26 protein-coding genes and 1 pseudogene are annotated in these 26152 nt (G+C 67.3%); 14 read left to right on the forward strand and 13 right to left on the reverse strand.

Annotated features, from left to right (window positions below; translation table 11 throughout):
• The first annotated feature begins 21 nt into the window (after positions 1 to 21).
• The 4 genes from dmpH to GBG68_RS09605 all read left to right on the forward strand — a co-directional run bounded on the left by dmpH (position 22) and on the right by GBG68_RS09605 (position 2339).
• Positions 22 to 810, forward strand: a complete 789-nt coding sequence (gene dmpH / locus GBG68_RS09590; protein ID WP_152146730.1) for a 2-oxo-3-hexenedioate decarboxylase — start codon at positions 22 to 24, stop codon at positions 808 to 810.
• Between the two features lie 13 nt (positions 811 to 823).
• Positions 824 to 1015, forward strand: coding sequence for a 2-hydroxymuconate tautomerase (locus GBG68_RS09595; protein ID WP_152146731.1), 192 nt, complete (start codon positions 824 to 826; stop codon positions 1013 to 1015).
• A 101-nt stretch (positions 1016 to 1116) separates the two neighbouring features.
• Entirely contained in the window at positions 1117 to 1710 is a 594-nt protein-coding gene (locus GBG68_RS09600) for a 2-hydroxychromene-2-carboxylate isomerase (RefSeq protein ID WP_152146732.1), read from the forward strand.
• The gene (locus GBG68_RS09605; protein ID WP_152146733.1) at positions 1707 to 2339 is read left to right on the forward strand and encodes a glutathione S-transferase family protein; all 633 of its coding nucleotides are present in this window, start codon (positions 1707 to 1709) and stop codon (positions 2337 to 2339) included. Before GBG68_RS09600 ends, GBG68_RS09605 begins: the two co-directional genes overlap by 4 nt.
• A 175-nt stretch (positions 2340 to 2514) precedes the next feature.
• Here the strand turns inward: GBG68_RS09605 and pyrE are convergent, their stop codons facing one another.
• From pyrE to icd, 4 genes and pseudogenes are all read right to left on the reverse strand, one after another.
• On the reverse strand, positions 2515 to 3162 hold the full coding sequence (gene pyrE, locus GBG68_RS09610; RefSeq protein WP_152146734.1) for an orotate phosphoribosyltransferase: 648 nt from the start codon (positions 3160 to 3162) through the stop codon (positions 2515 to 2517).
• A gap of 210 nt (positions 3163 to 3372) precedes the next feature.
• Positions 3373 to 6015, reverse strand: coding sequence for a phosphoenolpyruvate carboxylase (gene ppc, locus GBG68_RS09615; protein WP_152146735.1), 2643 nt, complete (start codon positions 6013 to 6015; stop codon positions 3373 to 3375).
• 225 nt (positions 6016 to 6240) lie between these two features.
• On the reverse strand, positions 6241 to 6657 hold the full coding sequence (locus tag GBG68_RS14685; RefSeq protein ID WP_319020498.1) for a cyclic nucleotide-binding/CBS domain-containing protein: 417 nt from the start codon (positions 6655 to 6657) through the stop codon (positions 6241 to 6243).
• A gap of 105 nt (positions 6658 to 6762) precedes the next feature.
• Positions 6763 to 8001: pseudogene (gene icd, locus GBG68_RS09620) on the reverse strand (isocitrate dehydrogenase (NADP(+))); the annotation flags it as partial.
• Positions 8002 to 8491: 490 nt separating this feature from the next.
• Between icd and GBG68_RS09625 the strand changes: the two are divergent.
• Together GBG68_RS09625 and GBG68_RS09630 are read left to right on the forward strand one after the other, a co-directional pair.
• A complete protein-coding gene (locus GBG68_RS09625) occupies positions 8492 to 9676 on the forward strand; it encodes an acetyl-CoA C-acyltransferase family protein (protein WP_152146737.1) in 1185 nt (394 codons plus the stop codon).
• A gap of 359 nt (positions 9677 to 10035) precedes the next feature.
• Positions 10036 to 10821 carry an exodeoxyribonuclease III gene (locus GBG68_RS09630; protein WP_152146738.1) on the forward strand — a complete coding sequence of 262 codons (786 nt, stop codon included), beginning with the start codon at positions 10036 to 10038 and terminating at the stop codon, positions 10819 to 10821.
• A gap of 142 nt (positions 10822 to 10963) precedes the next feature.
• On the opposite strand, the gene GBG68_RS09635 is transcribed toward GBG68_RS09630, so the two are convergent.
• From GBG68_RS09635 to GBG68_RS09650, 4 genes are all read right to left on the reverse strand, one after another.
• Positions 10964 to 12946: a methyl-accepting chemotaxis protein gene (locus GBG68_RS09635; protein ID WP_152146739.1), complete on the reverse strand. Its 1983-nt coding sequence runs from the start codon at positions 12944 to 12946 to the stop codon at positions 10964 to 10966.
• 204 nt (positions 12947 to 13150) lie between these two features.
• Positions 13151 to 13411, reverse strand: coding sequence for a glutathione S-transferase N-terminal domain-containing protein (locus tag GBG68_RS09640; RefSeq protein ID WP_152146740.1), 261 nt, complete (start codon positions 13409 to 13411; stop codon positions 13151 to 13153).
• Between the two features lie 13 nt (positions 13412 to 13424).
• Entirely contained in the window at positions 13425 to 14378 is a 954-nt protein-coding gene (gene trxB, locus GBG68_RS09645; RefSeq protein ID WP_152146741.1) for a thioredoxin-disulfide reductase, read from the reverse strand.
• A 113-nt stretch (positions 14379 to 14491) separates the two neighbouring features.
• Positions 14492 to 15814, reverse strand: a complete 1323-nt coding sequence (locus GBG68_RS09650; protein WP_226801759.1) for an AmpG family muropeptide MFS transporter — start codon at positions 15812 to 15814, stop codon at positions 14492 to 14494.
• A gap of 156 nt (positions 15815 to 15970) precedes the next feature.
• Here GBG68_RS09650 and GBG68_RS09655 point away from each other — a divergent pair, with 156 nt between their 5' ends.
• Together GBG68_RS09655 and GBG68_RS09660 are read left to right on the forward strand one after the other, a co-directional pair.
• Positions 15971 to 16300 carry a Rieske (2Fe-2S) protein gene (locus GBG68_RS09655; protein ID WP_152146742.1) on the forward strand — a complete coding sequence of 110 codons (330 nt, stop codon included), beginning with the start codon at positions 15971 to 15973 and terminating at the stop codon, positions 16298 to 16300.
• Positions 16301 to 16442: 142 nt separating this feature from the next.
• Positions 16443 to 16874 carry a tetratricopeptide repeat protein gene (locus GBG68_RS09660; protein WP_152146743.1) on the forward strand — a complete coding sequence of 144 codons (432 nt, stop codon included), beginning with the start codon at positions 16443 to 16445 and terminating at the stop codon, positions 16872 to 16874.
• Positions 16875 to 16906: 32 nt separating this feature from the next.
• Here GBG68_RS09660 and GBG68_RS09665 read toward each other — a convergent pair whose 3' ends face one another.
• The gene (locus tag GBG68_RS09665; RefSeq protein WP_152146744.1) at positions 16907 to 18637 is read right to left on the reverse strand and encodes a potassium channel family protein; all 1731 of its coding nucleotides are present in this window, start codon (positions 18635 to 18637) and stop codon (positions 16907 to 16909) included.
• A 1-nt stretch (position 18638) separates the two neighbouring features.
• Complete coding sequence (locus GBG68_RS09670) at positions 18639 to 19022, reverse strand: DUF6394 family protein (protein WP_152146745.1); 384 nt, start codon at positions 19020 to 19022, stop codon at positions 18639 to 18641.
• 123 nt (positions 19023 to 19145) lie between these two features.
• Here GBG68_RS09670 and GBG68_RS09675 point away from each other — a divergent pair, with 123 nt between their 5' ends.
• Positions 19146 to 20336 carry a response regulator gene (locus GBG68_RS09675; protein WP_152146746.1) on the forward strand — a complete coding sequence of 397 codons (1191 nt, stop codon included), beginning with the start codon at positions 19146 to 19148 and terminating at the stop codon, positions 20334 to 20336.
• Positions 20337 to 20394: 58 nt separating this feature from the next.
• On the opposite strand, the gene nfi is transcribed toward GBG68_RS09675, so the two are convergent.
• From nfi to GBG68_RS09690, 3 genes are all read right to left on the reverse strand, one after another.
• On the reverse strand, positions 20395 to 21075 hold the full coding sequence (gene nfi, locus GBG68_RS09680; protein WP_226801760.1) for a deoxyribonuclease V: 681 nt from the start codon (positions 21073 to 21075) through the stop codon (positions 20395 to 20397).
• A gap of 7 nt (positions 21076 to 21082) precedes the next feature.
• Entirely contained in the window at positions 21083 to 21373 is a 291-nt protein-coding gene (locus tag GBG68_RS09685) for a DUF6763 family protein (protein ID WP_152146748.1), read from the reverse strand.
• A 182-nt stretch (positions 21374 to 21555) separates the two neighbouring features.
• Positions 21556 to 22593, reverse strand: a complete 1038-nt coding sequence (locus tag GBG68_RS09690) for an NADP(H)-dependent aldo-keto reductase (RefSeq protein ID WP_152146749.1) — start codon at positions 22591 to 22593, stop codon at positions 21556 to 21558.
• Between the two features lie 147 nt (positions 22594 to 22740).
• Here GBG68_RS09690 and GBG68_RS09695 point away from each other — a divergent pair, with 147 nt between their 5' ends.
• The 5 genes from GBG68_RS09695 to GBG68_RS09715 all read left to right on the forward strand — a co-directional run bounded on the left by GBG68_RS09695 (position 22741) and on the right by GBG68_RS09715 (position 26080).
• Positions 22741 to 23094: a DUF488 domain-containing protein gene (locus GBG68_RS09695; protein WP_152146750.1), complete on the forward strand. Its 354-nt coding sequence runs from the start codon at positions 22741 to 22743 to the stop codon at positions 23092 to 23094.
• A 70-nt stretch (positions 23095 to 23164) separates the two neighbouring features.
• Positions 23165 to 23677, forward strand: a complete 513-nt coding sequence (gene cobU, locus GBG68_RS09700) for a bifunctional adenosylcobinamide kinase/adenosylcobinamide-phosphate guanylyltransferase (protein WP_152146751.1) — start codon at positions 23165 to 23167, stop codon at positions 23675 to 23677.
• Positions 23677 to 24726, forward strand: coding sequence for a nicotinate-nucleotide--dimethylbenzimidazole phosphoribosyltransferase (gene cobT / locus GBG68_RS09705; protein WP_152146752.1), 1050 nt, complete (start codon positions 23677 to 23679; stop codon positions 24724 to 24726). The genes cobU and cobT overlap by 1 nt, the downstream gene beginning before the upstream one ends.
• Positions 24726 to 25349 (forward strand): histidine phosphatase family protein, encoded by a 624-nt coding sequence (locus GBG68_RS09710; RefSeq protein ID WP_152146753.1) that lies wholly within the window; start codon positions 24726 to 24728, stop codon positions 25347 to 25349. The genes cobT and GBG68_RS09710 overlap by 1 nt, the downstream gene beginning before the upstream one ends.
• On the forward strand, positions 25349 to 26080 hold the full coding sequence (locus GBG68_RS09715) for an adenosylcobinamide-GDP ribazoletransferase (protein ID WP_152146754.1): 732 nt from the start codon (positions 25349 to 25351) through the stop codon (positions 26078 to 26080). The genes GBG68_RS09710 and GBG68_RS09715 overlap by 1 nt, the downstream gene beginning before the upstream one ends.
• Positions 26081 to 26152: the final 72 nt, after the last annotated feature.

Below are 26152 nucleotides of genomic sequence, written 5' to 3' on the forward strand. Positions count from 1 at the left end.
TATTTACAATCGGAGAGCCCCATGAGCCTCACCAAGGAACAGATCAACGAACTGGCCGAGCACCTCGAGAACGCCGAGCTGCAGGCCCACGACGTCAAGAAAATCACCGACAAGTACCCGGACATGACCATGGCCGAGGCCTACGAGGTGCAGTGGGAGATTCGCCGCCGCAAGGAAGCCCGGGGCAACCGCATCGTCGGCATGAAGATGGGCCTGACGTCTCGGGCCAAGATGGAGCAGATGGGCGTGGACACGCCGGTCTACGGCTTCCTGGCCGACTATTTCGAGCAGCCGGAAGCCGGCACCATCGACATCAGCAAGCTGATTCACCCCAAGGTCGAGGCCGAGATTGCCTTCGTCACCAAGGCGCCGCTGAAGGGGCCGGGCTGCAGCGTTGGTGCCGTGCTGGCCGCCACCGATTTCGTCATGCCGGCGGTGGAGATCATCGACTCCCGCTATGAGAACTTCCGCTTCGACCTGATCAGTGTGGTGGCCGACAACGCCTCCTCCTCGCGCTACGTCACCGGCAGCCGGATCGCCGACCCGCGGGATGTGGACCTGGCCAATATCGGCGTGGTGATGGAGAAGAACGGTGAAGTGGTGGAGGTGGGCGCCGGTGCCGCCGTGCTCGGCCACCCCGCCACCGCCGTCGCCATGCTGGCGAACATGCTGGGCGAGCGCGGTGAAGAGATCCCCGCCGGCAGCGTGATTCTCTCCGGGGCGATCACCGCTGCGGTGCTGGTGGAAGCGGGCGACAACGTCACCCTGCGCGCCCAGGGCCTGGGTAGTCTGTCCTTCCGCTTCGCCTGAGGAGGTCATCGCAATGCCCATTGCCAATATCCAGATCCTGGAAGGCCGCACGGAAGCGCAAAAGGCCGAGCTCATCGAGAAGGTCACCCAGGCGATCAGTGAGGTCACCGGTACCCCGGAAGAGCGGGTGCGGGTGCTGATCCAGGACGTGCCCAAGATCAACTGGGGCATAGGCGGCAAGAGCGCCAAGGCCATGGGCCGATAGCGTTGTCCACATCGAACGGGGTGCCCATGGGCGCCCCGTTTTCATAACAAGGGCAGGCCGGTGCCCGCCGGCACTACCTGGCAAGCGATTCTGGAGGAGTCATGGTCGAGCCCGTCGACGTCCAACTGTTTTTCAATTTCCGCAGCCCCTACTGCTACCTGGCGAGCAAGCGGATGTGGGGCGTTTTCGATAACTTTCACGTCAATCTGGTCTGGCGCCCCCTGGGCGGCTGGAGCGGGCGCTCCGCCCCGGAGCGCGCGGTGAAGAAGATGCCCATCGCCCGCCAGGATGTGGCCCGCTGGGCGCGCCGCCTGGGCGTGCCGCTGACCCCGCCGCCCAAGACCACCGACCCCACCCGCGCCGGAGCGGCATCCCTGCTGGCCGAGGAACAAGGTCTGCTGCGGGAATTCATCATCGAGACCATGCGCGCCGAGTGGGCCGAGGGCCGGGACATTGGCGACGCCGAGGTGATGATGGACGTGGCCGACCGGGTGGGGCTGGAGCGGAGCGCCGTGGCCGCCGCCATGGACGACCCCCAGCGTCAGGCGGTGCTGGAGCGCAACTGGAACGAGGCCCAGGAGCGCGGCGCGTTGGGCGTGCCCAGCTTCGTCATCGGCGAGGAGATCTTCTGGGGGCAGGACCGGATCGACTTCGTCGAGGATCATCTGCGGGAACTGCGTCTGGTAAGGCTATGAGTGAAACACTGCGCATGATCGACAAGCCCGAGTGTCCCTTCTGCTGGCGCGTGCGCATGGCCGCCGCGCTGCAGGGGCGCAAGGTGGCGCATCTGAACCGGGAAGACCCGGTGGTGCTGGCCGAGTGGGAGCGGCTCTCGCCCAACCGCACCGTACCGGTGCTGATCGACGGGGACTTCGTCCTCACCGAGTCCATGCCCATGCTGGAGTACCTGGCGGAGACCGGCACGGCTCTGCTGCCGGACGCGCCCCGAGCCCGGGCGGAGGCGCGGAACCTGGTCTATTACGCCGACAACCCCCTGGGCAAGGCCACGAAGACGTTCGTCTTCGAGAAGCGGGACAAGCCCGAATCCGAGTGGGATCAGGCGCTTATCGACGCCGGCGTGGCGGCGTACCACGCCGCGCTACCGGCGTTGGAGCAGCGCCTGGGCGCGCAGGAGTACTTCAGCGGCAAGGCACCGGGCCTGGCCGATTGCGCGCTCTGGCCGCGCTTTGCCCTGGCCGAGCTCTACGGCGAGCCGATTCCGCGCGAGTACAAGCAGTTGCGGGCCTGGTACGTACGCCTGGCCAGTCGCAACGACGTGCTGTCGGCGGCGCCGGAGAAGTTTCGGGCGCTATATGCCGCCTGAGTTGCCCTAGGGGCGGAACCGCAGGGACGCGGAGGGCGCAGAGTCTCGTAGAGTTAAGACCAGGGAAAGTTAACCACAGAGACACAGAGATCATGAAGGGGTGTACACAAGCGCCTTTCGCTGTGTATCGGTCTCTGTGTTCTCTGCGCCTCTGCGGTTGCTGTGTCTTTGCCGGTCAACCCGCTCCATAACGAGCCTTGTACGCCCGCACCCGCGCCAGATCCCCATCCATGCGCCCGTGGGCGCGCAGGTAGTCGATCAGATCATCCAGGGCGGCGATGCTGACCACCGGCACGTCGTGCTCGCGCCGCACTTCCTGCACCGCCGAGCTCTCCCCCTGGCCGCGTTCCTGGCGGTCCAGGGCAATGGCCACTCCCGCCATCTCGGCGCCCTGGGCGCGGATGATCTGCACGGATTCCCGCACCGAGGTGCCGGCGGAAATCACGTCATCCACCACGAGTACCCGGCCTTTGAGCGGCGCGCCGATGAGCATGCCCCCCTCGCCGTGGTCCTTCGCTTCCTTGCGGTTGAAGCAGTAGGGGACGTCCCGGCCGTGATGGTCGGCCAGGGCGATGGCGAGGCTGGAGGCGAGCGCGATGCCCTTGTAGGCGGGGCCGTAGAGCATGTCGAAGGCCACCCCCGATTCGATCACCGCCCGGGCGTAGAAGCGGCCCAGCTCCGCCAGGCTGGCGCCGGTGTTGAACAGGCCCGCGTTGAAGAAATAGGGACTGATGCGGCCGGACTTGAGGGTGAATTCGCCAAAGCGAAGCACCTCGCGGGAGAGGGCGAAGTCGATGAAATCGTGGCGGTAATCGCTGGGCATGGTGTTCTCGTGTCAGCGGTTGTCGGTGATTGCGGGAAAGGGGGGATTGTCGCACGCAAAGGCCGAAAAGCGGCAAAGAGACGACCTCGGGAGGGCGCGGCAGGCCAGCCAGGGTGCGGTGCGCCCATCATGGCTTTGCCCGCCCGCCGGGGATCTTTTCTTTCTCCGTTGCGCCTTTGCGATCCGTGCGCGATAGGCCCCGGCGGTGGCCTATCCGGTGTTGCGCATCCCCGCGGCGATGCCGTTGATGCACACCTGCAGGGTCTTGCGCAGCTTCTCTTCCTGGCCGTGGCGTACCCGGTGCAGCAGCTCCACCTGCAGCAGGTTGAGCGGGTCCACGTACGGGTTGCGCACGTCCACCGAGCGGCGCACCACCGGTGAGGATTCCAGCGGGCGCTGGTGGCGGGTGACCCGCAGCACGCCACGCAGGGTCTGCTCGAAGCGTTCCCGCAACTCCACGCCCAGGGGTTTCAGCTCCTCGGGCACCAGCCGCTGGTCGTACTGGGCGGCCACCTTCGGGTCCCCCTTGGCCATGACCATTTCCACCATATCCATGAAGGCACGGAAGAAGGGCCATTGCTCGTACATGCGCTGCAGTTCGGCTTCGTGGCCGGCCTCCAGAGCCCGGGCCAACGCCTCGCCGGTGCCCAGCCAGGCGGGCAGCTGCAGGCGGGTCTGGGTCCAGGCGAAGATCCAGGGGATGGCCCGCAGGCTTTCCACTCCGGCGGTCTTGCGCCGCTTCGCAGGCCGGGAGCCTATGGCCAGGCCGGCGATCTCCTGCTCGGGGGTGGCGGCGCGGAAGTAGGGCACGAAGCCTTCCGTGTCGCGCACCACGCGGCGGTAGGTCTGCTTGCTGGTGTCGGCCAGCGCGTCCATGAGCTGGCGCCAGGCCTGCTCGGGTTCCGCCGGCGGCTGCAGGGTCGCCTCCAGCACCGAGGAGAGGTACAGCTCCAGGTTGCGCTGGGCGATGCCGGGCAGGCCGAATTTGGCCTGAATGACCTCGCCCTGCTCGGTCACCCGAAGGCTGCCCTGCACGGTGCCCGGGGGCTGGGAGAGCACGGCGGCATGGGTGGGGGCGCCGCCGCGGCCTACGGAGCCGCCGCGGCCGTGGAACAGGGTAAGGCGCACATTGTTGCGCCGGCAGGCGGCGAGCAGCTTCTCCTGGGTCTGGTACAGGGACCAGGCGGCGGTGAGGTGGCTCGCGTCCTTGCCGGAGTCCGAGTAGCCGATCATTACTTCCTGCTGGCCCTGGATGCGTTGGCGATACCAGTTCACGCTGAACAGCCGCTCCATGGACTGCTCGGCGCCTTCCAGATCGTCCAGGGTCTCGAACAGGGGAACCACCCGCAGGTGCTCCCGCACCCCGGCTTCCTTCTGCAGCAGCTCCACGGCGAGGATGTCCGAGGGCCGGGAGGCCATGGAGATGACGTAGGCGCCCAGGGACTCCGTCCCCAGCTCGGCCAGCACCGCGAAGGTGTCCAGGACTTCGCGGACCTCTTCGCTGCACTGGAAGTCGCGCGGAATCAGCGGGCGGGGGTTTTCCAGTTCGCGCACCAGGAAATCCTGGCGCTGCTCCTCCGGCCAATCCTCATAGCGACCGAGATTCAGCGCTTCGGTGATCGCGCTGATGGCCTCGGTGTGGCGGGTGGACTCCTGGCGAATGTCCACCCGGGTCAGCGTCAGGTCGAACACGGCGAGGCGGCGCAGCAGGTCCAACAGACGCCCGTCGGCCACCACGCCGGCACCACAGCGGTGCAGGGAGTGGTAGCAATCGAGCAGCGGCTTGCGCAGCTCCTCGGCGCGGAGGTATACCTCGCCCTGGGGCAGCTGGCGCCCTTGCAGGCGCGCCTCCACCCATTCGATGGTCAGGCGCAGGCGGGCGCGCACCCGCTTGAGCAACAGCCGGTAGGGCTCCCAGGCGCCGTCCACCTGCATTCGCAGGTCTTCATCGGCGCACTGCAGGGAGAGCTCCTGCACCAGCTGGTCCACTTCCTGTTCATACAGTGTGGCGGCTTCCCAGCGGCCCAGCAGGCAGACTTCCCGGGTGACCTTGGCGGTGACCCGGGGGTTGCCGTCCCGGTCCCCCCCCATCCAGGAGCCAAAGCGGATGGGGGCGACCTCCAGGGGCAGCCCCTTGCCGGTGTGCTTGCGCAGCAGCCGGTCGAGCCGGCGGCTGGTGCGGGGGACCGCCTCCCAAAGGGTGTTCTCTACCACCGCAATGCCCCAGCGGGCCTCGTCCACCGGGGTGGGGCGGCGGGTGCGGATCTCGTCGGTGTGCCAGGCGGCGGCGATCTCCCGGCGCAGGGCATCCTCGGTGTCCAGTTGCTCGTCCGGCGTGAGGTCGCTGCGATCCCGTTGATCCAGCAGCTCCGCGATGTGGTTGTGCTTGCGCAGGAGGGTGCGCCGGGAGACCTCGGTGGGGTGCGCGGTGAGCACCAGGCCGATGTTCAGCTCGCAGACCGCCTGGTGCAGCGCGTCGGGCTCGGTCTTCTCCAGCAGGCGGGGCAGGGCCTCGTCCAGGGAGCCGAGCAGGGCGCCGGCCTCCGGGTCCCGCTGCCAGGCGCGGGAGCGGCGCACCCGGTGGTGCTGCTCGGCGATATTGGCGAGATTGAGAAAGTGGGTGAAGGCCCGCACCACGGGCAGGATCATGGGGTCGTCCAGCGTGCTCAGGCGCTCGGCCAGCGCCCGTTCGGCCTCGGCCTGGCCGGCCCGGGCGTCCTTGGCCAACTGGCGGATGCTCTCCACGGCCTCGAACAGCTGCTCGCCGCCGTGCTCGCGCAGCAGTTCGCCGAGCATCTCGCCGAGCATGCGAATGTCCTCGCGCAGCGGGGCGTCGCGGTTATTGTCTGCCATAACAGCTTGTGTCCCTGTGTGGTTCTTTACCGATTATGGGGGGTTGACCGCGGAGACGCCGAGGGCGCGGCGTTACGCGGAGGAACGACATGGGGGAAGTTCACCACAGAGGCACAGGAACGTTTCGCTCTGCGTCGATCTCTGTGCCTTTGTGCTTCTAACCCCGCCTTTCTCCGCGTAACGTCGCGCCCTCGGCGCCTCTGCGGTTACCCCGCCCGCCCGCGGCTACTCCGGGAGCCCGAACTGTTCGACGCTGGCGAAGATATCCGTGTCGGAGATGATGCCGATGGGCTCGCCGGCGGCGTCCACCACGCAAACCCGGCGGATGTTGTGGTGGCTCATGCGATCGGCGCAGTCGTGCAGGCTCAGGTCCTCGGGCACGGAGATCAGGGGCTTGGTGGCCACCTCGGTCACCCGCACGCTGGCGGGCTGGCGGTGGGCCGAGACGATGCGCGAGAGCACGTCGCGCTGGGTCATGATGCCCCACTGGCCGTCCTCGCCGGGGCGGCTGATGATGCTGCTGATGCCCCGGTCGCGCATCAGGTGCATGGCGTCCTCCACCGTGGTGTTGGGCGGGACGGAGACGGGGTTGGGGTTCATCAGGTCCTTGACCGTGTGGGGCGTGCGCCCGGAGGCGATCATCTCTTCCAGCGGCGAGGAGACCCGGCGCAGTTCGCGCACCCGGCGGTCCTGGCGCACGGCTTCCTCGCGCTCCTGGCGGTACTTGGCCACATCCACCTCGCCGTTGATCTGGTCGATCAGGGCATCGGCGAAGCCGCTGGTGGAGACCTCGTGGGCGCCCTCGATCTGGCGGGCGAAGTCGTAGGTGACGATTTTCCTGCTCACCACCTCGCCGTAGGCGGCAGTGATCAGGTCGGCGGCCTCCTTCCAGCCGATGTATTCCAGCATCATCACGCCGGAGAACAACAATGAGCCCGGGTTGACCTTGTCCTGGTTGGCGTACTTGGGCGCGGTGCCGTGGGTGGCCTCGAACACCGCCACATGGTTGGACATGTTCGCCCCCGGGGCGATGCCCACGCCGCCCACCTCCGCCGCGCAGGCATCCGAGAGGTAATCGCCGTTGAGGTTCATGGTGGCCAGCACGTCGAACTCATTGGGCCGCAGCAACATCAGCTGGAAGATGATGTCGGCGATGCGGTCCTTGATGACGATCTTGCCCTCGGGGCGCTTGCCGCCGTAGGTGGCGTAGAGCTCTTCCTCGGTGATGGTGCAGTCGCCGAACTCCTCCCGCGCCACCTCATAGCCCCAGGTGCGGAAGGCCCCCTCGGTGAACTTCATGATGTTGCCCTTGTGCACCAGGGTGACGCTTTCCCGATTGTGCTCGATGGCGTACTGGATGGCCTTGCGCACCAGGCGCTTGGTGCCGTGGGGGCTGATGGGCTTGATGCCGAGACCGGCCTCGTCGAAGAAGTTCGCGCCCATTTCCTCCTTGAGGAACGTGGCCAGCTTCCGGTTCTCTTCGCTGCCGGACTGGTACTCGATGCCGGCGTAGACGTCCTCGGTGTTCTCGCGAAAGATCACCACGTCCACGTCCTCGGGCTTGCGCAGTGGCGAGGGCACGCCGGGGTAATGGCGCACCGGGCGCACACAGGCATAGAGGTCCAGATCCTGGCGCAGGGCGACGTTCAGCGAGCGGTAGCCGCCGCCCACCGGCGTGGTGAGCGGCCCCTTGATGGAGACGACCAGATCCTGCAGCGCCTCCTTCGTTTCCTCGGGGAAATACTCGCCGTCATAGAGGCCGGCGGCCTTCTCACCCATGTACAGCTCCGCCCAGTGGGCCTTGCGCTGACCGCCATAGGCCTTCTCCACAGCCGCATCCCAGATGCGCAGACAGGCGCGGGTGATGTCGGGGCCGATGCCGTCGCCTTCCACATAGCCAAGAATGGGGTTGTCGGGGACCTGAAGCTGGTCGTCCACGATGGTGATCTTTTCGCCGGATTCGGGATACCGGATGTGGCGGCTCATGGCTCCTCCTTGGGCACCGACTGGGCAGGTTCGTGAAATCAATTCTGGCGGAGCCCCGGGGGGGTATCAAGGCGCAGTGCGTCATGGGGGAAGCTGTCTCGCGCAAAGCTCGCAAGGCCGCCTCCGGAGACGCTGATCGATTCCCATGGGCCGTCGCGCCAGCCCGGCGTTTCTCGACCCGGCGGCGAACGCGCCAGGCGACCAAGGGGCCGTGGGGATTGATCAGTCTCCCCCGAGGGGGGGCATGCCTGACATTTCGAGGTAGACACTGCGTAAGCCATTTCTTACGAGGTTTTCCGCCTGTCTCGACAAGTTGTTGCAGCGCAAGATAGAATCGCGCTCACCTTTCCGGACGCGGGGCTTGTCCGAAACACCCTGACGCCGCGCCGGAGTGCCTGGCCGCGGCCCTGTTGGCCGCACCCCATCAGGCTCCGCCCGAACCGGGCGGGCGCCCGGGTTCACGCCCCACCGGGGCAGTAACGGAGGTCTCATGAACAACAGCCGTGAAGTCGTAGTCGTCGGAGCCGCACGTACCGCCATCGGTGCCTATGGTGGCAGCCTGAAGGATGTGCCCCTGGCCGATCTGGCCACCCTGGCCATCAAGGAGGCGGTGAGCCGCTCCGGTGCGCAGGCCGAGGATATCGGTCACACCGTGCTGGGTAACGTGATTCACACCGAGAAACGGGATATGTACATCTCCCGTCTGGCTTCGGTGAACGCCGGTCTGCCCCATTCCACTCCCGCCCTGACCCTGAACCGCCTGTGCGGCAGCGGCCTGCAGGCCATCGTCACCGCCGCGCAGCAGATCGAGCTGGGCCAGGCGGACATGGCCGTGGGTGGCGGCGCCGAGGCCATGAGCCGCGCGCCCTTCTGGCTGCCGACGACCCGCTGGGGGCAGCGCATGGGTGACGGCCAGATCCTGGACGCCATGGTGGGCGCGCTCACCGATCCTTTCGAGTCCTGCCACATGGGCATCACCGCCGAGAACATCGCCGAGAAGTGGAAGATCTCCCGCGAGGACCAGGATGCCTTCGCCGCGGAAGCCCAGCGTCGGGGCGTGAAGGCCGTGCAGGATGGCGTGTTCAAGGACCAGATCGTCCCGGTGGAGATCAAGACCCGCAAGGGCGTGAACGTCTTCGACACCGACGAGAACCCGCGTGAGGTTTCCACCGAGAAGCTCGCCGGCATGCGCCCGGTGTTCAAGAAGGACGGTTCGGTCACCGCTGGCAACGCGTCCTCCATCAACGACGGCGCCGCCGCCGTGGTGCTGGCCGAGCGGGGTGTCGCCGAAGCCAAGGGCCTGAAGCCCCTGGCGCGCCTGGTGGGCTACAGCGTGGCCGGTGTCGATCCGCAGTACATGGGCATCGGCCCGGTGCCGGCGATCAAGCAGCTGCTGGCCGACACCGGTGTCGCCAAGGAAGACATCGACCTGTGGGAGCTGAACGAAGCCTTTGCTTCCCAGGCCCTCGCCGTGGTGCGTGACCTGGAGCTGGACGAAGCCAAGGTCAACCCCAACGGTTCCGGCATCTCCCTGGGGCACCCCATCGGTGCCACCGGCGCCATCCTTACCGTGAAATCTGTCTACGAGCTGCAGCGCACCGGCGGCCGCTACGCCGTGGTGAGCATGTGCATCGGTGGCGGTCAGGGCATCGCCGCCCTGTTCGAGCGGCTCTAAGGCCCCGCTCCCGCAGCAGGAAAGCCAGAAGGCGCCGGTAAACCCGGCGCCTTTTTCGTTTTGGCCCGGTCCCCTGCGCTTCTCGCCGGAGAGGGGCGAGCAGCAAACTCGCTACGCTCGAACAAGCTGATCCCTTTCCGGCTGCGATGCTCGGCTGCATCGACGGCCGCCCCGAACCGCACCCACCCCGGAACCCCCAGGGCCTACCGGGAGCCTACGGCCGGCGCCGATGCTCACCCGCCCGTTCCCGCGCCGTCCGGATAGTCGAAGATTCGGTGCGCCCGCTCACCCCGGCGCCTTTTTATTTTGTCTGCGCTACCCTTTGCGCCTTTGCGAGCTTCACGCGAGGAATATCTCCAATGAAAGTCACCTCCATCAATGTCAACGGCATACGCGCCGCGGCCCGAAAGGGCATGTTCGAGTGGCTGGCGAAGGAGCGCCCGGACGTGGTGTGCCTGCAGGAAATCAAGGCCCAGGAAGAGCAGCTCACCGATGCGTTGTTCTACCCCGAGGGCTATCACCACCATTTCCATTCCGCCGAAAGGAAAGGCTATAGCGGCGTGGCGATCTACAGCCGGCGCGAGCCCGATGAGGTCATCGTGGGGCTGGGTTGGCCGGATGTGGACGCGGAAGGGCGGTATCTGGAAGCGCGCTTTGGCAATCTGTCGGTGATCTCGCTGTACGTGCAGTCGGGCTCGTCCAGCGAGGAGCGCCAGGCGGTGAAGTTCGACTTCATGGCGCGTTTCATGGCGCACCTGCGAGAGATCAAGGCCTCGGGGCGAGACTACATTATCTGCGGCGACTGGAACATCGCCCACAAGGAAATCGACCTGAAGAACTGGCGGGGCAACCGCAAGAACTCGGGTTTTCTCCCCGAGGAGCGGGCCTGGATGGATCGGCTGTTCGGCGAGGAGGGCTTCCACGACGCCTTCCGCCTGGTGAACCAGGAAGAGGATCAGTACACCTGGTGGTCAAACCGCGGCCAGGCCTGGGCGAAGAACGTGGGCTGGCGTATCGATTACCACGTGATCACGCCGGGGTTGAAGGACCGGGTGTTGAGCGCGGATATCTACACCGCCGAGCGCTTCTCGGACCATGCACCACTGACCCTGGTATATGACTATCCGGCTTGGGCCGCGGAATAGGTGTCCGCGGGAGCGGCGTATGGCCGCGATGGCCTTTCGCCGAGAGGGCCGAGGCCATTCGCCGCTCCTGCAGGGGGCTTTGTCACACGCTTAGCGGCGAAGCCGCCGAAGGCGGGATCGAGGATCTCCGCCTTCCCCGGCTTCAGCTCTTGAACCCCTTCACCTGATCCTGCAGGCGGCTGCCCATCCGCGCCAGTTCCTCGGCGGCGGTGTCCAGCTGCGCCGAGGCGGCGGCGGTCTGGTCCACCACTTCCCGCACCCGCACGGTGCTGCGGTTGATGTCCTCCGCGGTGGCGGTCTGCTGTTCGGCAGCACTGGCGATCTGCGAATTCATGTCGTTGATCACCGTGACCTTCTGCGTGATGGAGCCAAGCCCCTCGCCGGCTTCGCTGGCCTGCTCCTCGGTCTCGGCCGCACTGTGCCCGCAGCGCTGCAGGCTCTGTGCCACGTGGCGTGCGCCGTCCTGAAGACGCTCGATGATGGTGCGGATCTCCTCGGTGGATTCCTGAGTTCGGCTGGCCAGAGTGCGCACCTCGTCGGCGACCACGGCGAAGCCGCGGCCCTGCTCGCCGGCGCGGGCCGCCTCGATGGCCGCGTTCAGAGCGAGCAGATTGGTTTGCTCGGCTACCCCGCTGATTACCTCCAGCACGGTGCCGATGTTGTCGCTGTCCGCCTGCAGGCGGGCGGCGAGTTTGCTCTCCTCCTGAACCTCGGCAGCCAGGGTATGGATGGCGGCGACCGTGCGTTCGACCAGCTGGGCGCCCTGTTTGGCGGCGCCGTCGGCGTCACCGGCGGCTTCGGCGGCACCAGCGGCGTTACGGGCGATCTCGTGGGCGGTGGCGGTCATCTCGTTCATGGCCGTGGCCACCTGGTCCACCTCGCTTTGCTGGGTCTTCACGCCATCGCTGGTCTGGCGGGTCACGGCACTGAGCTCTTCCGCGGCGGCGGCCAGCTGGGCGCTTTCCCGGCTGATATTGCTCACCAGGGCCTGAAGAGTCTGCAGGAAGCGGTTGATGGACAGGCTCAGGCGCCCGAACTCGTCCCGGTCATGGGCGGGCAGGCGCACGGTCAAGTCGCCCCGCCCGGCCTCGATCTCGCTCAGCAGGTCCGTGACCAGGATATCGGCCCGGCGCATGGGCCGTACGATGCTGCGGGTAATCAGCCAGGCCAGCAGCGCGCCCAGCACGATGGCGCCAATGAGCAACAGGGTGATATTCCGTTGTGCACTGTTGGAGGCCTCTGTGGCGCTGTCCGATTCGCGCACCAGTTCCTGGAAGACTTGCTTTTGCATGTCGGCGACCAAGGCGCCCATCTCGACGCCAGTGGGGTTCATGCGTCGCTCCAAAGCCTCGCCCAGGGTCTGGGTGGCCTTCACCAGCCGGTCGAAGCCGTCGCGGAAGGTCTGGGCGGCGAGGCGCGCGGCCTGCAGCTTGGCGTTGGCTTCCTGGTCCAGTTGGTCGACCAGTTCCAGCTTGCCGAGGAAATTCTCCATTTCCGCCAGCTCATCATGCACGCGGTCGATGTGGTCCGGGTTGTGGGTGGCGAAGTAGCGCTGGCTGTACAGTCGGGCGAGCATCAGATGATGGTTCGCACGGCCGGTGTTGTAGGCATTGTTCACGGAGTAGCTTTCGTAAAAGCTGACGGTCAGCTCCTCCAGACTGTTCGCAGCCTGGATGCCACTTACGTCCAGCACCTCCCGCAAAACACGCTCCCGTTCCTGCACCGAGGGCGCGACGTCCTGGTCCATGCTCTGCACATAGCGTTGCTGCAGCGTGCTGAACTTTTCCAGCCGGTCGAGTTGGGCCGGGTTGGAGAAGTGCTGCTGGGCCTGGCGGATCTCCTCGCGCAGGCGGTTTGCCAGTTGGCGAAACTGATCAAGCTCCTCGGCGTTGGCGGTCAGGACATACTCCTGCAGGCGCAAGCGCTGGCGGTAGAGGTTGAACAGCATCTCCGCCGCCTCACCGGTCTTGGGCGCTTCCTCTTTCGCCAGTCGAGTCACTCGCTCGTTGAGTTGACTGATCTGGCCTTGGGAGACCAGGCCGATCATCAGCAACAGCACCAGAATCACCACGGGGGCGAGCAGGATCTTGCCGGCGATGCCGGCGCGGGCCAAGAGTGTGTTCACAACGCGTCCTCTTCAGACAGGAATGCCCGGCGGACTCCGGGTTTCATGGCATGCGCTGTTCTATAGCGGCAAGCAGTGGGGAAAGATGAGTGATGTGTAAAAATAGTGTGCTGTACATCACAGTTTTCGGCGGCGCCGCAGGCCGGGGTCGGAGGCTTCGCAGGGCGTCTCCGACCCCGACTGCGGCGGTGTTGCGGTTACGGCTCAGGCGGCGAGTCGCTTCAAGTAGTCCACGATCACCGCGGATTCGTACATCCACTCCACTTCGCCATCGGCATGCTCGATGCGCAGGCAGGGCACGGTGCCGCGGCCGCCCTGTTCCACCAGTTCGGCCTTGTGCGCCGGGTTCTTCAGGGTGTCCCGGTTCTCCACGTCCACGCCCAATTGGCGGATAGCGTCGCGCACCACCATGCAGAAGGGGCAGGAATAGTAGTTGTAGAGCGCCAGATGCTTCGGTTTCTGCATGAGTCCCTCCGCTTCAGTCCTGCTGGTCCAGGAAGCGTTCCGCGTCCAGCGCCGCCATGCAGCCGCTGCCCGCCGAGGTAATGGCCTGGCGGTAGACGTGGTCCATGACATCGCCGGCGGCGAACACACCATCCACGCTGGTTGCGGTGGCGTTGCCCTGCAGGCCGCTTTTTACCTTGATGTAGCCGTCGGCCATGTCCAGCTGCCCGGCGAAGATGTCGGTGTTGGGCTTGTGGCCGATGGCAATGAAGACGCCGGTGAGCGCCAGCTCCCGGGTTTCGCCGGATTGCGCGTGCTTGACCCGCGCGCCGGTCACGCCGGATTCATCGCCCAGCACCTCGTCCAGGGTATGGTGCCAGAGCAGATTGATCTTGCCTTCCTCTGCCCGCGCGAAGAGCTTGTCCTGGAGGATCTTCTCCGCGCGCAGGGTGTCGCGGCGGTGGATCAGGGTCACGCTGCGGGCGATGTTGGACAGGTACAGCGCCTCCTCCACGGCGGTGTTGCCGCCGCCCACCACGGCCACGTCCTGGTCGCGGTAGAAAAAACCGTCGCAGGTGGCGCAGGCGGACACGCCCCGGCCCTGGAAAGCCTCCTCGGAGGGCAGGCCCAGGTACTGCGCGCTGGCGCCGGTGGCGATGATCAGTGCGTCACAGGTGTACACCCCGCTGTCGCCTTCCAGGCGGAAGGGGCGCTGATTCAGGTCCACCGTGTGCACCTGGTCGAAGATGATCTCGGTATCGAAGCGCTCGGCATGGGCGCGCATACGATCCATCAGCGCCGGGCCCTGCAGGCCTTCCACGTCGCCGGGCCAGTTGTCCACGTCGGTGGTGGTGGTGAGCTGCCCGCCCATCTGCAGCCCGGTAACCAGCACCGGGCGCAAGTTGGCGCGGGCGGCGTAGACGGCGGCGGTGTAGCCGGCCGGGCCTGAGCCCAGAATCAACAGGCGTGCGTGTGTGGTCTCGGCCATGAGTGTTGGTCCTCTGAAAACGTGATGGCTGGTTCAGCCGATTTGCCCAATAGAGTAAGGGTATCGGCTGGCCGGGGGAACTTCATCCGGTTTATGCCCACCATAGCCGCGCGCTATGGGGTTTTTCCTGCCGGGCGCGCCCTGCGCGGCGCCGGCACTGTGCGGCTCAGGTAAACCGCCAGCAGTACCGCGGGCAGCCCCAGCGCGGTGGAGTACAGATAGAAGCTTACATAACCGTAACCGTCCACGATCAGCCCGGAAAAGCCGCCGATGAATTTCGGCACCAGCAGCATCAACGAGCTGAACAGGGCGTACTGGGTGGCGGTGTAGGCATGATGGGTGAGGCTGGAAAGGTAGGCGATGAACACCGTCGCCGCCATGCCGCCGGCGAGGTTGTCGACGGTGATGGCCGCGGCCAACCAGGGCATGCTTTGGCCCGCCAGGGCCAGGCCCACGAACATCAGGTTGGACGCGGCGGCAAGAATGGCGCCGGCGACCAAGGGGCGCATGATGCCGTAGCGGGCCACCAGTACGCCGCCCAGGAACATGCCGGCGATGCTCATGACAAAGCCGAAGGCCTTGCTGACGTTGGCGATGTCGGCCTTGGAGAAGCCCAGGTCGATGTAGAAGGCGTTGGCCATCACGCCCATGGTGATGTCGCTGATGCGGTAGACGGCGACGAAGGCGAGGATCATCAACGCCAGCCGGCCATTGCGCTGAAAGAACTCCACGAAGGGTTCCACCACCGCGACCCGCAGCCAGGGCAGCGGGCCGCGGGCCGCGGCGGCGGGAGGCGGGCGGGGGTGCTCGGGTTCGCGCACCGCCAGGGTGGTGAGCATGCCCACGCCCATCAGCAGGCCCATGGCGGTGTAGGACAGCTCCCAGCTGCTGAACTCCGCGATATACAGTGCGCCGGCGCCGGCCATGAGCATGGCGATGCGGTAACCGAGCTGGTAGGTGCTGGCCATGGCCGCCTGCAGCTCGTCGGCCACCGCTTCGATGCGGTAGGCGTCGATGACGATGTCCTGGGTGGCGGAGCTGAAGGCGATGAACAGCGCCACCAGCGCCATCAGGCCCACATCGGTGGACGGTTCCAGCAGTGCCAGCTGCATGAGCCCGAGCGCGATACCCCCCTGCGCCAGCAGCATCCAGCTGCGCCGCTTGCCCAGCCAGCCGGTGAGCAGGGGCAGGCGCAGGCGGTCCACCACCGGCGCCCAGAACACCTTGATGGAGTAGATCGTGCCCACCCAGCTGAAGTAACCAATGGTGGCCCGCTCCACGCCCCCCTCGCGCAGCCAGGCCGAGAGGGTGCCGAACACCAGCAGCAGGGGCAGCCCCGCCGAGAAGCCCAGGAACAGCATGGCCAGCACCCGGCGATTGGCGTAGGCGGTCAGGGCTTCGCGCCAGGAGGCGCGGGGGGCGGGCGAACTGGGCATGGGGAACTCTTTGCGGGGGAAAACTGCGGCTATGGTCGGGTATGGCCTGGCGGCTGGCAAGGGCCACGGCGCTATACTGCGAAGCGCTCTGTGGGGGCGGCCTCGGCCGCTCCCACAGAGCGTGACGGTGCAGTTTGGCGAGGGTAGGAGAACGTCATGCAGCGATTGTGTGCGCTGGAAGAACTGCCGGAGAACCAGGGCAGGGGGTTCGAGGTGGCGATCGGCGACGAGCGGCTGGCGCTGGTGCTGGTGCGTCGTGGTGGGTGGGTGTACGGCTATCGCAACGTCTGCCCTCACCGGGGAACCAGCCTGGACTGGATGCCGGATCGTTTCATGGACCCGGAAGGCGAGCACCTGCAATGCGCCACCCATGATGCACGCTTTCGCGTGGAGGACGGCTTCTGCGTGAGCGGGCCCTGCGCGGGGGCGTTCCTGGGGGGCGTGGAGCTGCGGCTGCGCGAGGGCGCGGTGTATCTGATGGGCTGAAAGCTGTCGTCATAAAGTGACAGTCTCCGTCACTTGAGGCTATTCTGCCGCTGTCGCTAAAGCCCGACAGGGCGCGAAACGCCGGTTGGCCCGTTTTCTGCACGGCCTTCGGTGCCGAGGTTCGGCAAGGACGGAGTTGAGCATGCAGAACAACGACATGGCCTGGAACGACTTCTACCTCGCTCGCCGCCTGGAATGGGGTCAGGGCATGGAACCCGATGTGGCGCGCGCCGCAAGGCTCTATCGGCGTGCGGCCCTGCGCGGGCTGCCAGAAGCCCAGGAAGCGCTGGCCTTCCTGTACGCTACCGGCCAGGGGCTGGTGCAGGATGAGAGCATGGCGGCGAAGTGGTTCGGTCTGGCCGCCGAGCAAGGCAACTGTGCCGCCCAGCACAACCTCGGGGTGATGTACGCCGAAGGCCGCGGGGTGGATCGCGACCCGGCACAGGCCGTCCAGTGGTTCCACAAGGCGGCGCGCAACGGCAGTGAAGTGGCTCGGGATTGGCTGCATGACACCCGCCAGTCATTGCGCGAACAGCTCGCCGACGCCGAGCAGGTCCGCTCCACCGAAGGCTGATGCCTATTGCGAGGGAGCCGATCAGTGCTCCCTTAAACGCTTCTCCTCGCCCGCCGCTTCGCCAGATATCGCCACACCAGCCCACTGGGGCGCTGCTCGCCGCTCAGCAGGTAGGCCAGTGCGTTGTGATTGCACAGGCTCCAGTTCAGCCTCCCCCGGGCGAAGCGGCTGCCGCACAGCAGTAGCCTGTCCCCCGGAGCCAGGCACCAGTCGCCGCCGGGCAGCGCAGCCAGATCCCCCTCTCTTTGCACCAGCAGGACCTGGCAGGCCAGATGATGTTCGCGGTTCCCGGGTGAGCGCAGCAGGGTGTCCAGGCGCAGGGCCTCGCCCCGCGCGAAGGCCTCGTTCAGCGCCGGGGTTTCCCGCTCGGTCAGCCGCACACTCCACAGATGAGGCACGCGGCCCTCGTTGAGCCGGCGCAGCCGCTCGGCCAGCTCCTCTACGGCCTGGGGCGGCTGCTCCCGCAGCCAGCTCAGGAACGCCGGCAGCAAGGGGGCCACCAGGCGGCTGAGCATGCTCCGCGCCATCACTCGGCTGGCTTCCAGGATCAGGTCCGCGGGGGCCGCTTGGTAAATGGCGTGGTTGGCACGCTCTCGCTGCAGCCCCACCAGGAAGATGTCGGGATTCTCCTGGCGCGCGGTCATCAGAATGGAGAGGTTGTCGGCGTCGTCCTCGGTGGCGGCCACCAGTGCGCTGGCCTCGCCGATACCGGCCTCGCGCAGGGTATGGGCCTCGGTGCCGCGACCGGTGACCAGGGGTTGGGGGCGGCCAGCGGCTTGCGTGTCGACGATCACTGTTTCCAGCCCCAGCTCGCGCAATCGTTGCGCCAGCGCCTCGCCGAACGCGCCATAGCCGCACAGGATCCAGCGCCCGCCGGGCGGCTCGATGGCCTGAGGCAGCGGCTGTTCCGGGACACCGGTGAGGGCGTTGTAGACCGCGTGGAAGGCGGGTAGCGGAATGCCCATGGCCAGGGTATCGGCCAGGCTGTGATGGGGGTTGATCACGTGATCCGTGCCGAAGCTCGCCAGATTCTCCTCCGCCGCCGAGGTATGGGCGCGGGAGATCACCCTCAGGCCCTGCCCCAGCAGTTTCGCCGTCAGGGCGATCTGCAAATTGGCATGATCATCGTCGGTGACGGCCAGCACGCCGGCGCAGTAATCGTGGCTCAGGCCCGCATCCATCAGGCTCTCGGCGTGCTGTGCGTCGGCCCGCAACCCAGGCACGAACAGGGGTAGATCTTCCAGGCTCAGTGCGTCCAGCGGCCCCTGGCACCGCTCTATCACCACGCAACGCCGTCCGCGCTCGCTGATGGCGCGTACCAGCAGGCTGCCGGTATCGCCATAACCGCAGACCAGGTAGAAGGGCTCGCGCAGGCGGCTCACCGTGCGGCGGAACTGGTTGCGCGCCAGCGCCCGGCGAAAGCCCGGCTCTTGCATCAGCGCGATAATGCTGCCCAGCGCATAGAACCAGCCGATAACGCAGGAGTACAGCGTGCCCAGCGCCCACAGCCGTTGCAGCCGGGTGAACTCATGGGGCAGTTCGCCAAAGCCGATGGTGGTGGCGGTGTAGCTGACAAAGTACAGCGCGTGCAGAAAATCCATGCGCCAGGGCTCGCCCGCCGGCGTTTGGCCGGGGATCAGCACGAAGCCGGTGATGGCCAGCGTGTAGGCGCCGATCAGCAGCAGCAGCGGCGCGCGCATGCGCCGCAGCACCAGCGGGATGACGCTGGGGCGCGGGGTGTCCGGGGCGTCGGAGAGCTTCATCTCAGCGGTGCAGGCTGGTGGTTTCCACCAGCAGCAGAACCACCGAGGTGAGGTTGGCGAGCAGGGCGCCGCCGGACAGCGAGACGATGCTCGCCATCACCGCGGGTGTCAGGCCGATCTCCAGCCCATGGACCGCCACCCCCCAGATGATCGCCGCGGTGATCAGCTGCAGGTCCGCCACCAGGCTGGAGGCGAGCAGTATCGCGCCGATCTGGGTGCGCTCGCCGAATTTGAGCACCGTCGCGACCAGGCTCACCACCAGGGCGGCGAACAGCTCGTAGGCATTGTGGTGAGCGGGGTTGTCCATGTCGCCGAGAAAGAAGCCGAAGTTCAGTGTCAGGGCGAGCAGGATGAAGAAACCGAAGATCACCTTTTCCAGGTTCATGGGCGGGGGCTTTCCTGTGCTGTTTTTTGGCCAGCATAGCGCAATCGATCCTCGTCGGTAGCTCGGGCACCGGCTTTGGATTATTGTGGGGGCATAAGATTTTCCGAGAATTCCGGGGGAGAAATGGCCCGCACGATCAACACGGTCCTGGTGGTGGACGATTCCCGGCTGGCGCGGATCGCGCTCAGCAAGCAGCTGAAGAAGCGCGAGCTGGCCGTGGACATGGCTGGTGACGGCAGCGAGGCGCTGGTGAAGCTGCGCGAGTCCCAGCCGGATCTGGTGTTCATGGATTTCATGATGCCGGACATGGACGGTTTCGAGGCGGTGCGCCAGCTGCGGGAATTGCCCAATTGCGCCCAGTTGCCGGTGGTGATGTACACCTCTCAGGACACCCCTGAGGATCGCGCCAGGGGCGCCGACCTGGGTGTGATCGGTTTCCTGATCAAGCCCAGTAGCGAAGAGCGCTTGAATGAGATCCTGCGGCGGGTGGTGGAAGGGTCGCCGGAGGCCGTGCCCGATATGGCTGCACCCGCGGCGCCCACTGCCGCCGTTCCGGCCGAAGCGGCGGCGCCCCCGACGCCTGCGGCAAGCAGCGAACCGGTCGCGCAGACCGAGGCGCCGGCACCAGTGCCGGCCGAAATCCCCTGGGACGATATCCGCCGCATTGCCCGCGAGGCCGCCGAACAGAGTGCCGCCGAGCAGCTGGCCGCGGCGCGCCGTGGCTGGGAGGAGCTGAGCGGACGGATCAGCAAGCAGGCCCGGGATGACGCCGAGCAGGCGGTGCGAGCCGTGGCCGGGCCGCTGGCGGAGCAGGCCGCCGGACAGCTCTTGGAGGAGCGCCAGGGTCCGCTGCGGGAAGAACTGCGCCAAGCCTGGACCGCCGATGCCGAGCAGCTATCCCGTGCCGCCGCCGAGGCCATGGCCGCGCAACTGCGTGCCGAGCGCCCCCCGCAGCCCGACGAGCAGCAACTGGAGCAGCGCCTGAGTGGGCTGATTCAAGAGAAGGCCCTGCCGCAACTGCAGCAGCCGGTGGTGGAGATGACCCGCAGCGTGGCGCGGGATACCGCCGCCGAAGCCGCGCGGGAAACTCTGGCCGGTTTGCGCGAAGAGTTGGAGCAAACCCTGCGGAAAGCCGCCGTGGAAGCCGCCGTGGAAGCCGCCGTGGAAGCCGCCGTGGAAGCCGCCCGCCAGACGGCGCGGGAAGAGGCGGCCGACGTCGCGGCAGCGCAGCCGGCGCGCAGTGGTGGCTTGATCGCCGGCGCGATCCTGGTGGCCGGCGCATTGGTGGCCGCGGCGGTGGTTCTGGTCCTGTAGCTGCGGCTCATGGCCGCGATTTTCCCCGTTCAAAGGCATTCGCGGCCCTGAGCCGCGGCTACGGGGAGGGTTTCCGGCGCCAGGCCGAGGCCAGGCGATCCGCGGCGCGGATCGGCTCCGGCAGTCGGTAGCGGGTGAGGCACCGCATGACCCAGTCCACCGCGCCGCGCTGATCCATGCGGTGCCCGGGTGAGACGAACACCGGCTTGACCCGGTCGCGGGTGCGCAGCACGGTGCCGATGCGCTCACCCTTGTCCTTCAGCGGGCTTTGCTCGCCCCGGTTCGTGCCCGGTTCCTGAAAGTCTCCGATCAGCCGGGATTTGCCTACCCCGATGGCGGGCAGATCGGTGATCAGCCCCAGGTGCGCGGCGATGCCCAGGCGCCGTGGATGGGCGATGCCCTGCCCGTCGCACAACAGCAGTTCCGGCTCCTGATGCAGTTGCGCCAAAGCCTTCAATACCACGGGGATTTCCCGAAAGGACAGCAGCCCCGGTATATAGGGCATGCGCACCGGTTCGCGGGCCAGTTGTTCCTCCACCGGTTCCAGCTCCGGGTACTGGTAGAGCACCACGGCGGCCCTGGCGGTGCGGCCGGCATCCTCGAAGCCCGCATCCACCCCGGCGATCAGGCGCGGGGTGTGGCGCAGAGGTTCCAGGCGAAGCTGCGTGCGCAACTCCCGCTGTATGGCCACCGCCTCGGCGGGGGAGACATCCCAGCGGTGAGGGGCTTGCAGCTTCACCAGGGGTTCAGAATTCCATGTCGTCCAGCGGGTTCTGCATGGCCTGCGGGCTCGCCCGCTCCAGGTCCACCCCATAGTCCTCGGCGGAGATGTCCATGGAGCCGGACCAGTCCTCCGGCGGCTCGCTGGGGATCATGGGAAGTTCCCACCAGGTTTCCAGGTCCAGCTCTTCCACCGCGCCGTCGAAGTACTGGATTTCGATGGTGCCGTCTTCCGGGTCGTAGGCGACCACTTCGAAGCTGTCCCCCTCGGCGGTCAGGTACCAGTCGCCGATGATGGGTCGATACTGCACTGCCATGATGCCCTCCTCGTGGTTGGGCCACCCTTGTGGATTAGCGCCTGCCGTCCCGGGCCGGGTGCATGGCTTGGCGCACCCGTGGACTACCTATAGGACGACTGCGCCGGGGGTGCAAGGTGGACCGACGAGTGGTACCGGGGGGAGAGCCGCGCCAGCCCGGGTGGCGGGCGCGGGTTGGGGGCTCAGGGGCAAGGGTTGGGCTGATCCTGGTGCACCGCCTCGATACGCTCCAGGACCGCGTCCGGCAGGTCTAGCTGGAGGCTGGCGATGTTGCTCTGCAGCTGCTCCATGCGGGTGGCGCCGATGATGTTGCTGGTCAGCCACGGACAGCGGTTCACCCAGGCAAGCGCCATCTGCGCCGGGTCCAGGCCGTGCTGGCGGGCGATCTCCACATAGCGCGCGGCGGTGGCGATGCCCCGGGGGCTGGTGTAGCGGGTGAAGCGGGCGAAGCGCGTCAGACGGGCCTCTTCCGGCCAGCGACCCAGGTACTTGCCGCTTAGCATGCCGAAGGCCAGTGGCGAGTAGGCCAGCAGCCCACAACCCTCCCGGTGACTGACCTCGGCCAGGCCCACCTCGTAGCTGCGGTTGAGCAGGTTGTAGGGATTTTGCACGCTCACCACCCGGGGCAGCCCGAGCTTCTCGGCGGCCATCAGGAAGCGCATTACGCCCCAGGGGGTCTCGTTGGACAGGCCGATGTGACGGATCAGCCCTTCCTCCACCAGTTCGGCCAGGGCGGTGAGGCTGGCCTCGATGTCCGGCTCCGGCTCGTCGGCCTGGGGGCTGTAACCGAGCTTGCCGAAGAAGTTGCTGTTCCGGTCGGGCCAGTGCAGCTGGTAGAGATCCAGATAATCGGTGCGCAGGCGGCGCAGGGAGCCGTGCACCGCCTCGCGCATCTGCGCGCGCACGAAGCGGCTGTTGCCCTCGCGGATATGGGGCACGCCGTTGCCCGGACCGGTCATCTTGCTGGCGATGACCAGCTTGTCCCGATTGCCGCGGGCGGCGAGCCAGCTGCCCAGATACTCCTCGGTGCGGCCGGCGGTCTCGGCGCGGGGCGGCACCGGATACATCTCGGCGGCGTCGATGAAGTTGATGCCCTGGTCCACGGCGTAGTCCAGCTGCTCGTGGGCCTCGGCCTCGGAGTTTTGCTCGCCCCAGGTCATGGTGCCCAGGCAGAGCTGGCTGACCTGCAGGTCGGTGTCTCCCAGACGGCGGTATTCCATGGGTTGCTCCTGCGGTGGGGGGTAAGCGATCAACCATACCCAGCCGACGCGGGCGGGCCAAGAGGGCGTCGGCCACCCTTGCGATGCGGGAGGCTCGGCCCTCATGGCAAGATGGAGGAGTGATCGACCATCAGGGAGGCAAGGCAAATGACTGTGCATACCCAACGTGCCTACGACCATGGCTCCAGCTCAGCCGGCCACCGGGTGCTGGTGGACAGGCTGTGGCCTCGGGGGGTGTCGAAAGCGCAGCTGAAAGCGGATGAGTGGTTGAAGGACTGTGCCCCCTCGGAACAGCTGCGCAAGCGGTTTCACGATGGCGAGATGAGCTGGGCGGACTTCCGCCGGGCGTACCTGGCGGAATTGAAGTGTCATCGGGAAGAGCTGCGACCCTTGGCCGACAAGGCGCGGCGCGGTAGCGTCACCCTGCTGTACGGCTCCAGCGACCCGGAGCATAACAATGCGGTGGTAATGGCCCAGTACCTGAAGATGCTGGCGCACTGACCCCCCAGGCCTTTGCGGGCTGGTAGGATGAGCCTTTTGGCCTGGCCGCGTAGCGGTCCGTGGGTGGAACATGCGCGAGTTGATATTGGGGGGTGCCCGCTCCGGCAAGAGCGCCTGGGCCGAGCGGCGCGCCGCGCAAGGCGGGCTATCGGTGGTCTATGTGGCCACCGCCCAGGCGCGGGATGAGGAGATGCATGAGCGCATCCGCAGACACCGCGCCCAGCGCCCCTCCCACTGGGCGCTGCTGGAGCAGCCCTTGGCGCTGGCCGACAGTCTGCTGGAACTGGCCGACGATAACCGCTGTGTTCTGGTCGATTGCCTCACCGTCTGGTTGAGCAATCTGCTGGAGGCCGGCGATCGGGTGCTGGAAGAGCAGCGGGATGCCCTGCTCGCTTGCCTCGACCGGCTGCCCGGTCACATCATCCTGGTCAGCAATGAGGTCGGCCAGGGCATTGTCCCGACGAACCCACTGGCTCGCCGTTTCGTCGACGAAGCCGGACGCCTCCATCAGCAACTGGCTGCCCGGTGCGAACGGGTGACGCTGGTGGTCGCCGGCTTGCCGCAGATTCTGAAGGAAGAGTGATGAACCACCGTGATCTCGGCTGGCTGAACCAGCCCATTCCCCGCCCCGACAATGTACAGGCGGAGCGTGCCCGCCAACGTCAGGCGAACCTCACCAAGCCGCCGGGTTCCCTGGGCCGGCTGGAGCAGCTGGCGATCAACTTCTGCGCCTGGCAGGGGGTAGACCGCCCCTGGTTGGGGCGTTTGCGCACCGTCATCTTCGCCGCCGACCATGGCGTAGTGGCCGAGGGCGTGTCCGCCTTCCCCCAGTCGGTGACCGGCGAGATGATCCGCAACTTCGCTCGCGGCGGCGCGGCGGTCAGCGTACTGGCCCGCGATACCGGCGCGGAGCTGGAAGTCATCAATCTGGGGACGGTGGAGCCGCTGGAGACCCTGGATGCCGTGATGGACCAGCGCATCGCCCCCGGCACCCGCAACTTCTGCCAGGAGCCGGCGATGACCGCCGAGCAGTTGGCCCAGGCACTCAATGCCGGTCACGAGGCGGTGCAGCGGGCCGGCGATATCCACATGCTGATCGGCGGCGAGATGGGCATCGGCAACACCAGCGCGGCCAGCGCCGTGGCCGCCGCCGTGCTGGGCCTGAGTGCCGCCGAACTGACCGGGCCGGGTACCGGCCTGGATGCCGCCGGTGTCGCCCGCAAGGCGGCGATCATTCAGCGCGGTCTGGAGCGACACGGGGTGAGCGAGCCCCTGGATGCGCTGCGCTGCCTGGGGGGCTTCGAGCTGGCGGCGCTGGTGGGCGCCTACCTGGCCTGTGGTCAGGCACGTTTGCCGGTGCTGGTGGACGGCTTCATCAGCAGTGTGGCGGCCTTGGTGGCGGTGCGCCTGCGGCCCGAGTTGCGGGACTGGCTGATCTTCAGTCACCGTTCCGCCGAGCCGGGGCATGCCCGGGTGCTGGAAGAACTGGCGGCCGAGCCGCTGCTGGATCTGGGCATGTGCCTGGGTGAGGCCAGCGGCGCCATGGTGGCGGTGCCCCTGCTGCGCACCGCCTGCAGCCTGCACGACAACATGGCCACCTTCGACGAGGCCGGAATCAGCGGGGGCGGCTGATGCACGCCCATCCCAGCGGCGAACCGGGCTTCATCGATCTGTTGCGCCACGGCGAGCCCCGGGGCGGCGCGCGCTATCGGGGCCACCTGGACGACCCCCTGTCCGAGCGGGGCTGGCAACAGATGCGCGAGGCCTGTGCCGGCGCCACACCCTGGCGACAGCTGGTCAGCTCACCGCTGCTGCGGTGCCGGGCTTTCGCCGAGGCGCTGGCCGCCGAGCACGAACTGCCCTGCCGGGTCGAGCCGGACCTGCGCGAAATCAGCTTCGGCGACTGGGAGGGGCTGACGGCAAGCCAGGTGCAGGAGCGCGACGCCGAGGCGCTGCAGCGCTACTGGCAGGACCCGGTGCGGCACACGCCCCCCGGCGGCGAGCCGCTGACCGACTGCCACCGAAGGGTGGGCGCGGTGCTGGACAGCCTGCTGGACGAGGCCGAGGGGGATCATCTGCTGGTCATCGCCCATGGCGGCATCATTCGATTGTTGCTGGCGCGGGTGCTGGAAATGCCCCTGCACGCCGTGCTGCGGCTGGAGGTGGCCAACGCCAGCCTGAGCCGCTTGCGGGTGCAGCGGGACATCAACGGCAGGCTCGCGCCCAGCCTGGTATTTCACGGAGGGCGTCCGTGATGGCCGGCCGCAGCCTGTTGCTGGCGGTGCAGTTCCTCACCCGGCTGCCGGTGCGGGTGAGCTGGAGTGACCAGGCGGCGGGGCGTTCCCTGCTTTATTACCCGCTGGTGGGCCTGGCCATGGGGCTGCTGTTGCTGCTGCTGGCCTGGCCCTTGGGCGGGGCCGCCGCCGGCCTGGCCGCCGCGGTGCTGCTCACGGTCTGGGTGTTGGCCAGCGCGGCCCTGCATCTGGACGGCCTGGCCGATGCCGCCGACGCCTGGCTGGGCGGGCAGGGCGACCGGGAACGCACCCTGGAGATCATGAAAGACCCCCGCTGCGGCCCCATGGCGGTGGTGGTGCTGGTGCTGTTGTTGCTGCTGAAATGGCAGGCGCTGGCGGAATTGCTGGCCCGCGGCGAAGCCGGCTGGGCGCTGTTGCTGGCGCCGGTGCTGGGGCGCCTGTCGGCCCTGGCCCTGTTCCGCGACACCCCTTACGTGCGCGCCGGGGGGCTGGGCAGCGCGCTGGCCGCCTATCTGCCCCGTGACCAGGCGCTGTGGGTACTGGGCGGCGTGCTGCTGTTGGCCGTGCTGGTCCCCGGTGGCCTGTGGGCGGTGCTGGCGGCGGCGCTGATGTACGGCGGCTGTCGCTGGCTGATGCTGCGCCGGCTTGGCGGCATCACCGGGGATACCACCGGGGCCTTGATCGAACTGGTGGAGTTGGCTGTGTTGCTGGCGCTGGCTTTGCAGGCTTGATGGTTCGCAGCGGAGCGGTTCCGCAAGCTCGAAGGCTGCCTCTCGGCTCGCGAAACCCCACCGTTGCAAGCC

Origin of the sequence: Alkalilimnicola sp. S0819 (genome assembly GCF_009295635.1) — a bacterium.
Taxonomy (GTDB): Bacteria; Pseudomonadota; Gammaproteobacteria; order Nitrococcales; family WHIW01; genus S0819.

Coding starts and splice junctions, on each gene's coding strand:
- GBG68_RS09695 (WP_152146750.1), top strand. CDS start 22,741: ATGACTGTGCATACCCAACGTGCCTACGACCATGGCTCCAGCTCAGCC.
- GBG68_RS09640 (WP_152146740.1), bottom strand. CDS start 13,411: ATGCAGAAACCGAAGCATCTGGCGCTCTACAACTACTATTCCTGCCCC.
- GBG68_RS09600 (WP_152146732.1), top strand. CDS start 1,117: ATGGTCGAGCCCGTCGACGTCCAACTGTTTTTCAATTTCCGCAGCCCC.
- pyrE (WP_152146734.1), bottom strand. CDS start 3,162: ATGCCCAGCGATTACCGCCACGATTTCATCGACTTCGCCCTCTCCCGC.
- GBG68_RS09670 (WP_152146745.1), bottom strand. CDS start 19,022: ATGAACCTGGAAAAGGTGATCTTCGGTTTCTTCATCCTGCTCGCCCTG.
- GBG68_RS09675 (WP_152146746.1), top strand. CDS start 19,146: ATGGCCCGCACGATCAACACGGTCCTGGTGGTGGACGATTCCCGGCTG.
- cobT (WP_152146752.1), top strand. CDS start 23,677: ATGAACCACCGTGATCTCGGCTGGCTGAACCAGCCCATTCCCCGCCCC.
- GBG68_RS09650 (WP_226801759.1), bottom strand. CDS start 15,814: ATGCCCAGTTCGCCCGCCCCCCGCGCCTCCTGGCGCGAAGCCCTGACC.
- trxB (WP_152146741.1), bottom strand. CDS start 14,378: ATGGCCGAGACCACACACGCACGCCTGTTGATTCTGGGCTCAGGCCCG.
- GBG68_RS09690 (WP_152146749.1), bottom strand. CDS start 22,593: ATGGAATACCGCCGTCTGGGAGACACCGACCTGCAGGTCAGCCAGCTC.
- GBG68_RS09655 (WP_152146742.1), top strand. CDS start 15,971: ATGCAGCGATTGTGTGCGCTGGAAGAACTGCCGGAGAACCAGGGCAGG.
- GBG68_RS09660 (WP_152146743.1), top strand. CDS start 16,443: ATGCAGAACAACGACATGGCCTGGAACGACTTCTACCTCGCTCGCCGC.
- GBG68_RS09685 (WP_152146748.1), bottom strand. CDS start 21,373: ATGGCAGTGCAGTATCGACCCATCATCGGCGACTGGTACCTGACCGCC.
- GBG68_RS09625 (WP_152146737.1), top strand. CDS start 8,492: ATGAACAACAGCCGTGAAGTCGTAGTCGTCGGAGCCGCACGTACCGCC.
- ppc (WP_152146735.1), bottom strand. CDS start 6,015: ATGGCAGACAATAACCGCGACGCCCCGCTGCGCGAGGACATTCGCATG.
- dmpH (WP_152146730.1), top strand. CDS start 22: ATGAGCCTCACCAAGGAACAGATCAACGAACTGGCCGAGCACCTCGAG.
- GBG68_RS09710 (WP_152146753.1), top strand. CDS start 24,726: ATGCACGCCCATCCCAGCGGCGAACCGGGCTTCATCGATCTGTTGCGC.
- GBG68_RS14685 (WP_319020498.1), bottom strand. CDS start 6,657: ATGATCGCCTCCGGGCGCACGCCCCACACGGTCAAGGACCTGATGAAC.
- GBG68_RS09665 (WP_152146744.1), bottom strand. CDS start 18,637: ATGAAGCTCTCCGACGCCCCGGACACCCCGCGCCCCAGCGTCATCCCG.
- GBG68_RS09715 (WP_152146754.1), top strand. CDS start 25,349: ATGGCCGGCCGCAGCCTGTTGCTGGCGGTGCAGTTCCTCACCCGGCTG.
- GBG68_RS09605 (WP_152146733.1), top strand. CDS start 1,707: ATGAGTGAAACACTGCGCATGATCGACAAGCCCGAGTGTCCCTTCTGC.
- GBG68_RS09630 (WP_152146738.1), top strand. CDS start 10,036: ATGAAAGTCACCTCCATCAATGTCAACGGCATACGCGCCGCGGCCCGA.
- GBG68_RS09595 (WP_152146731.1), top strand. CDS start 824: ATGCCCATTGCCAATATCCAGATCCTGGAAGGCCGCACGGAAGCGCAA.
- cobU (WP_152146751.1), top strand. CDS start 23,165: ATGCGCGAGTTGATATTGGGGGGTGCCCGCTCCGGCAAGAGCGCCTGG.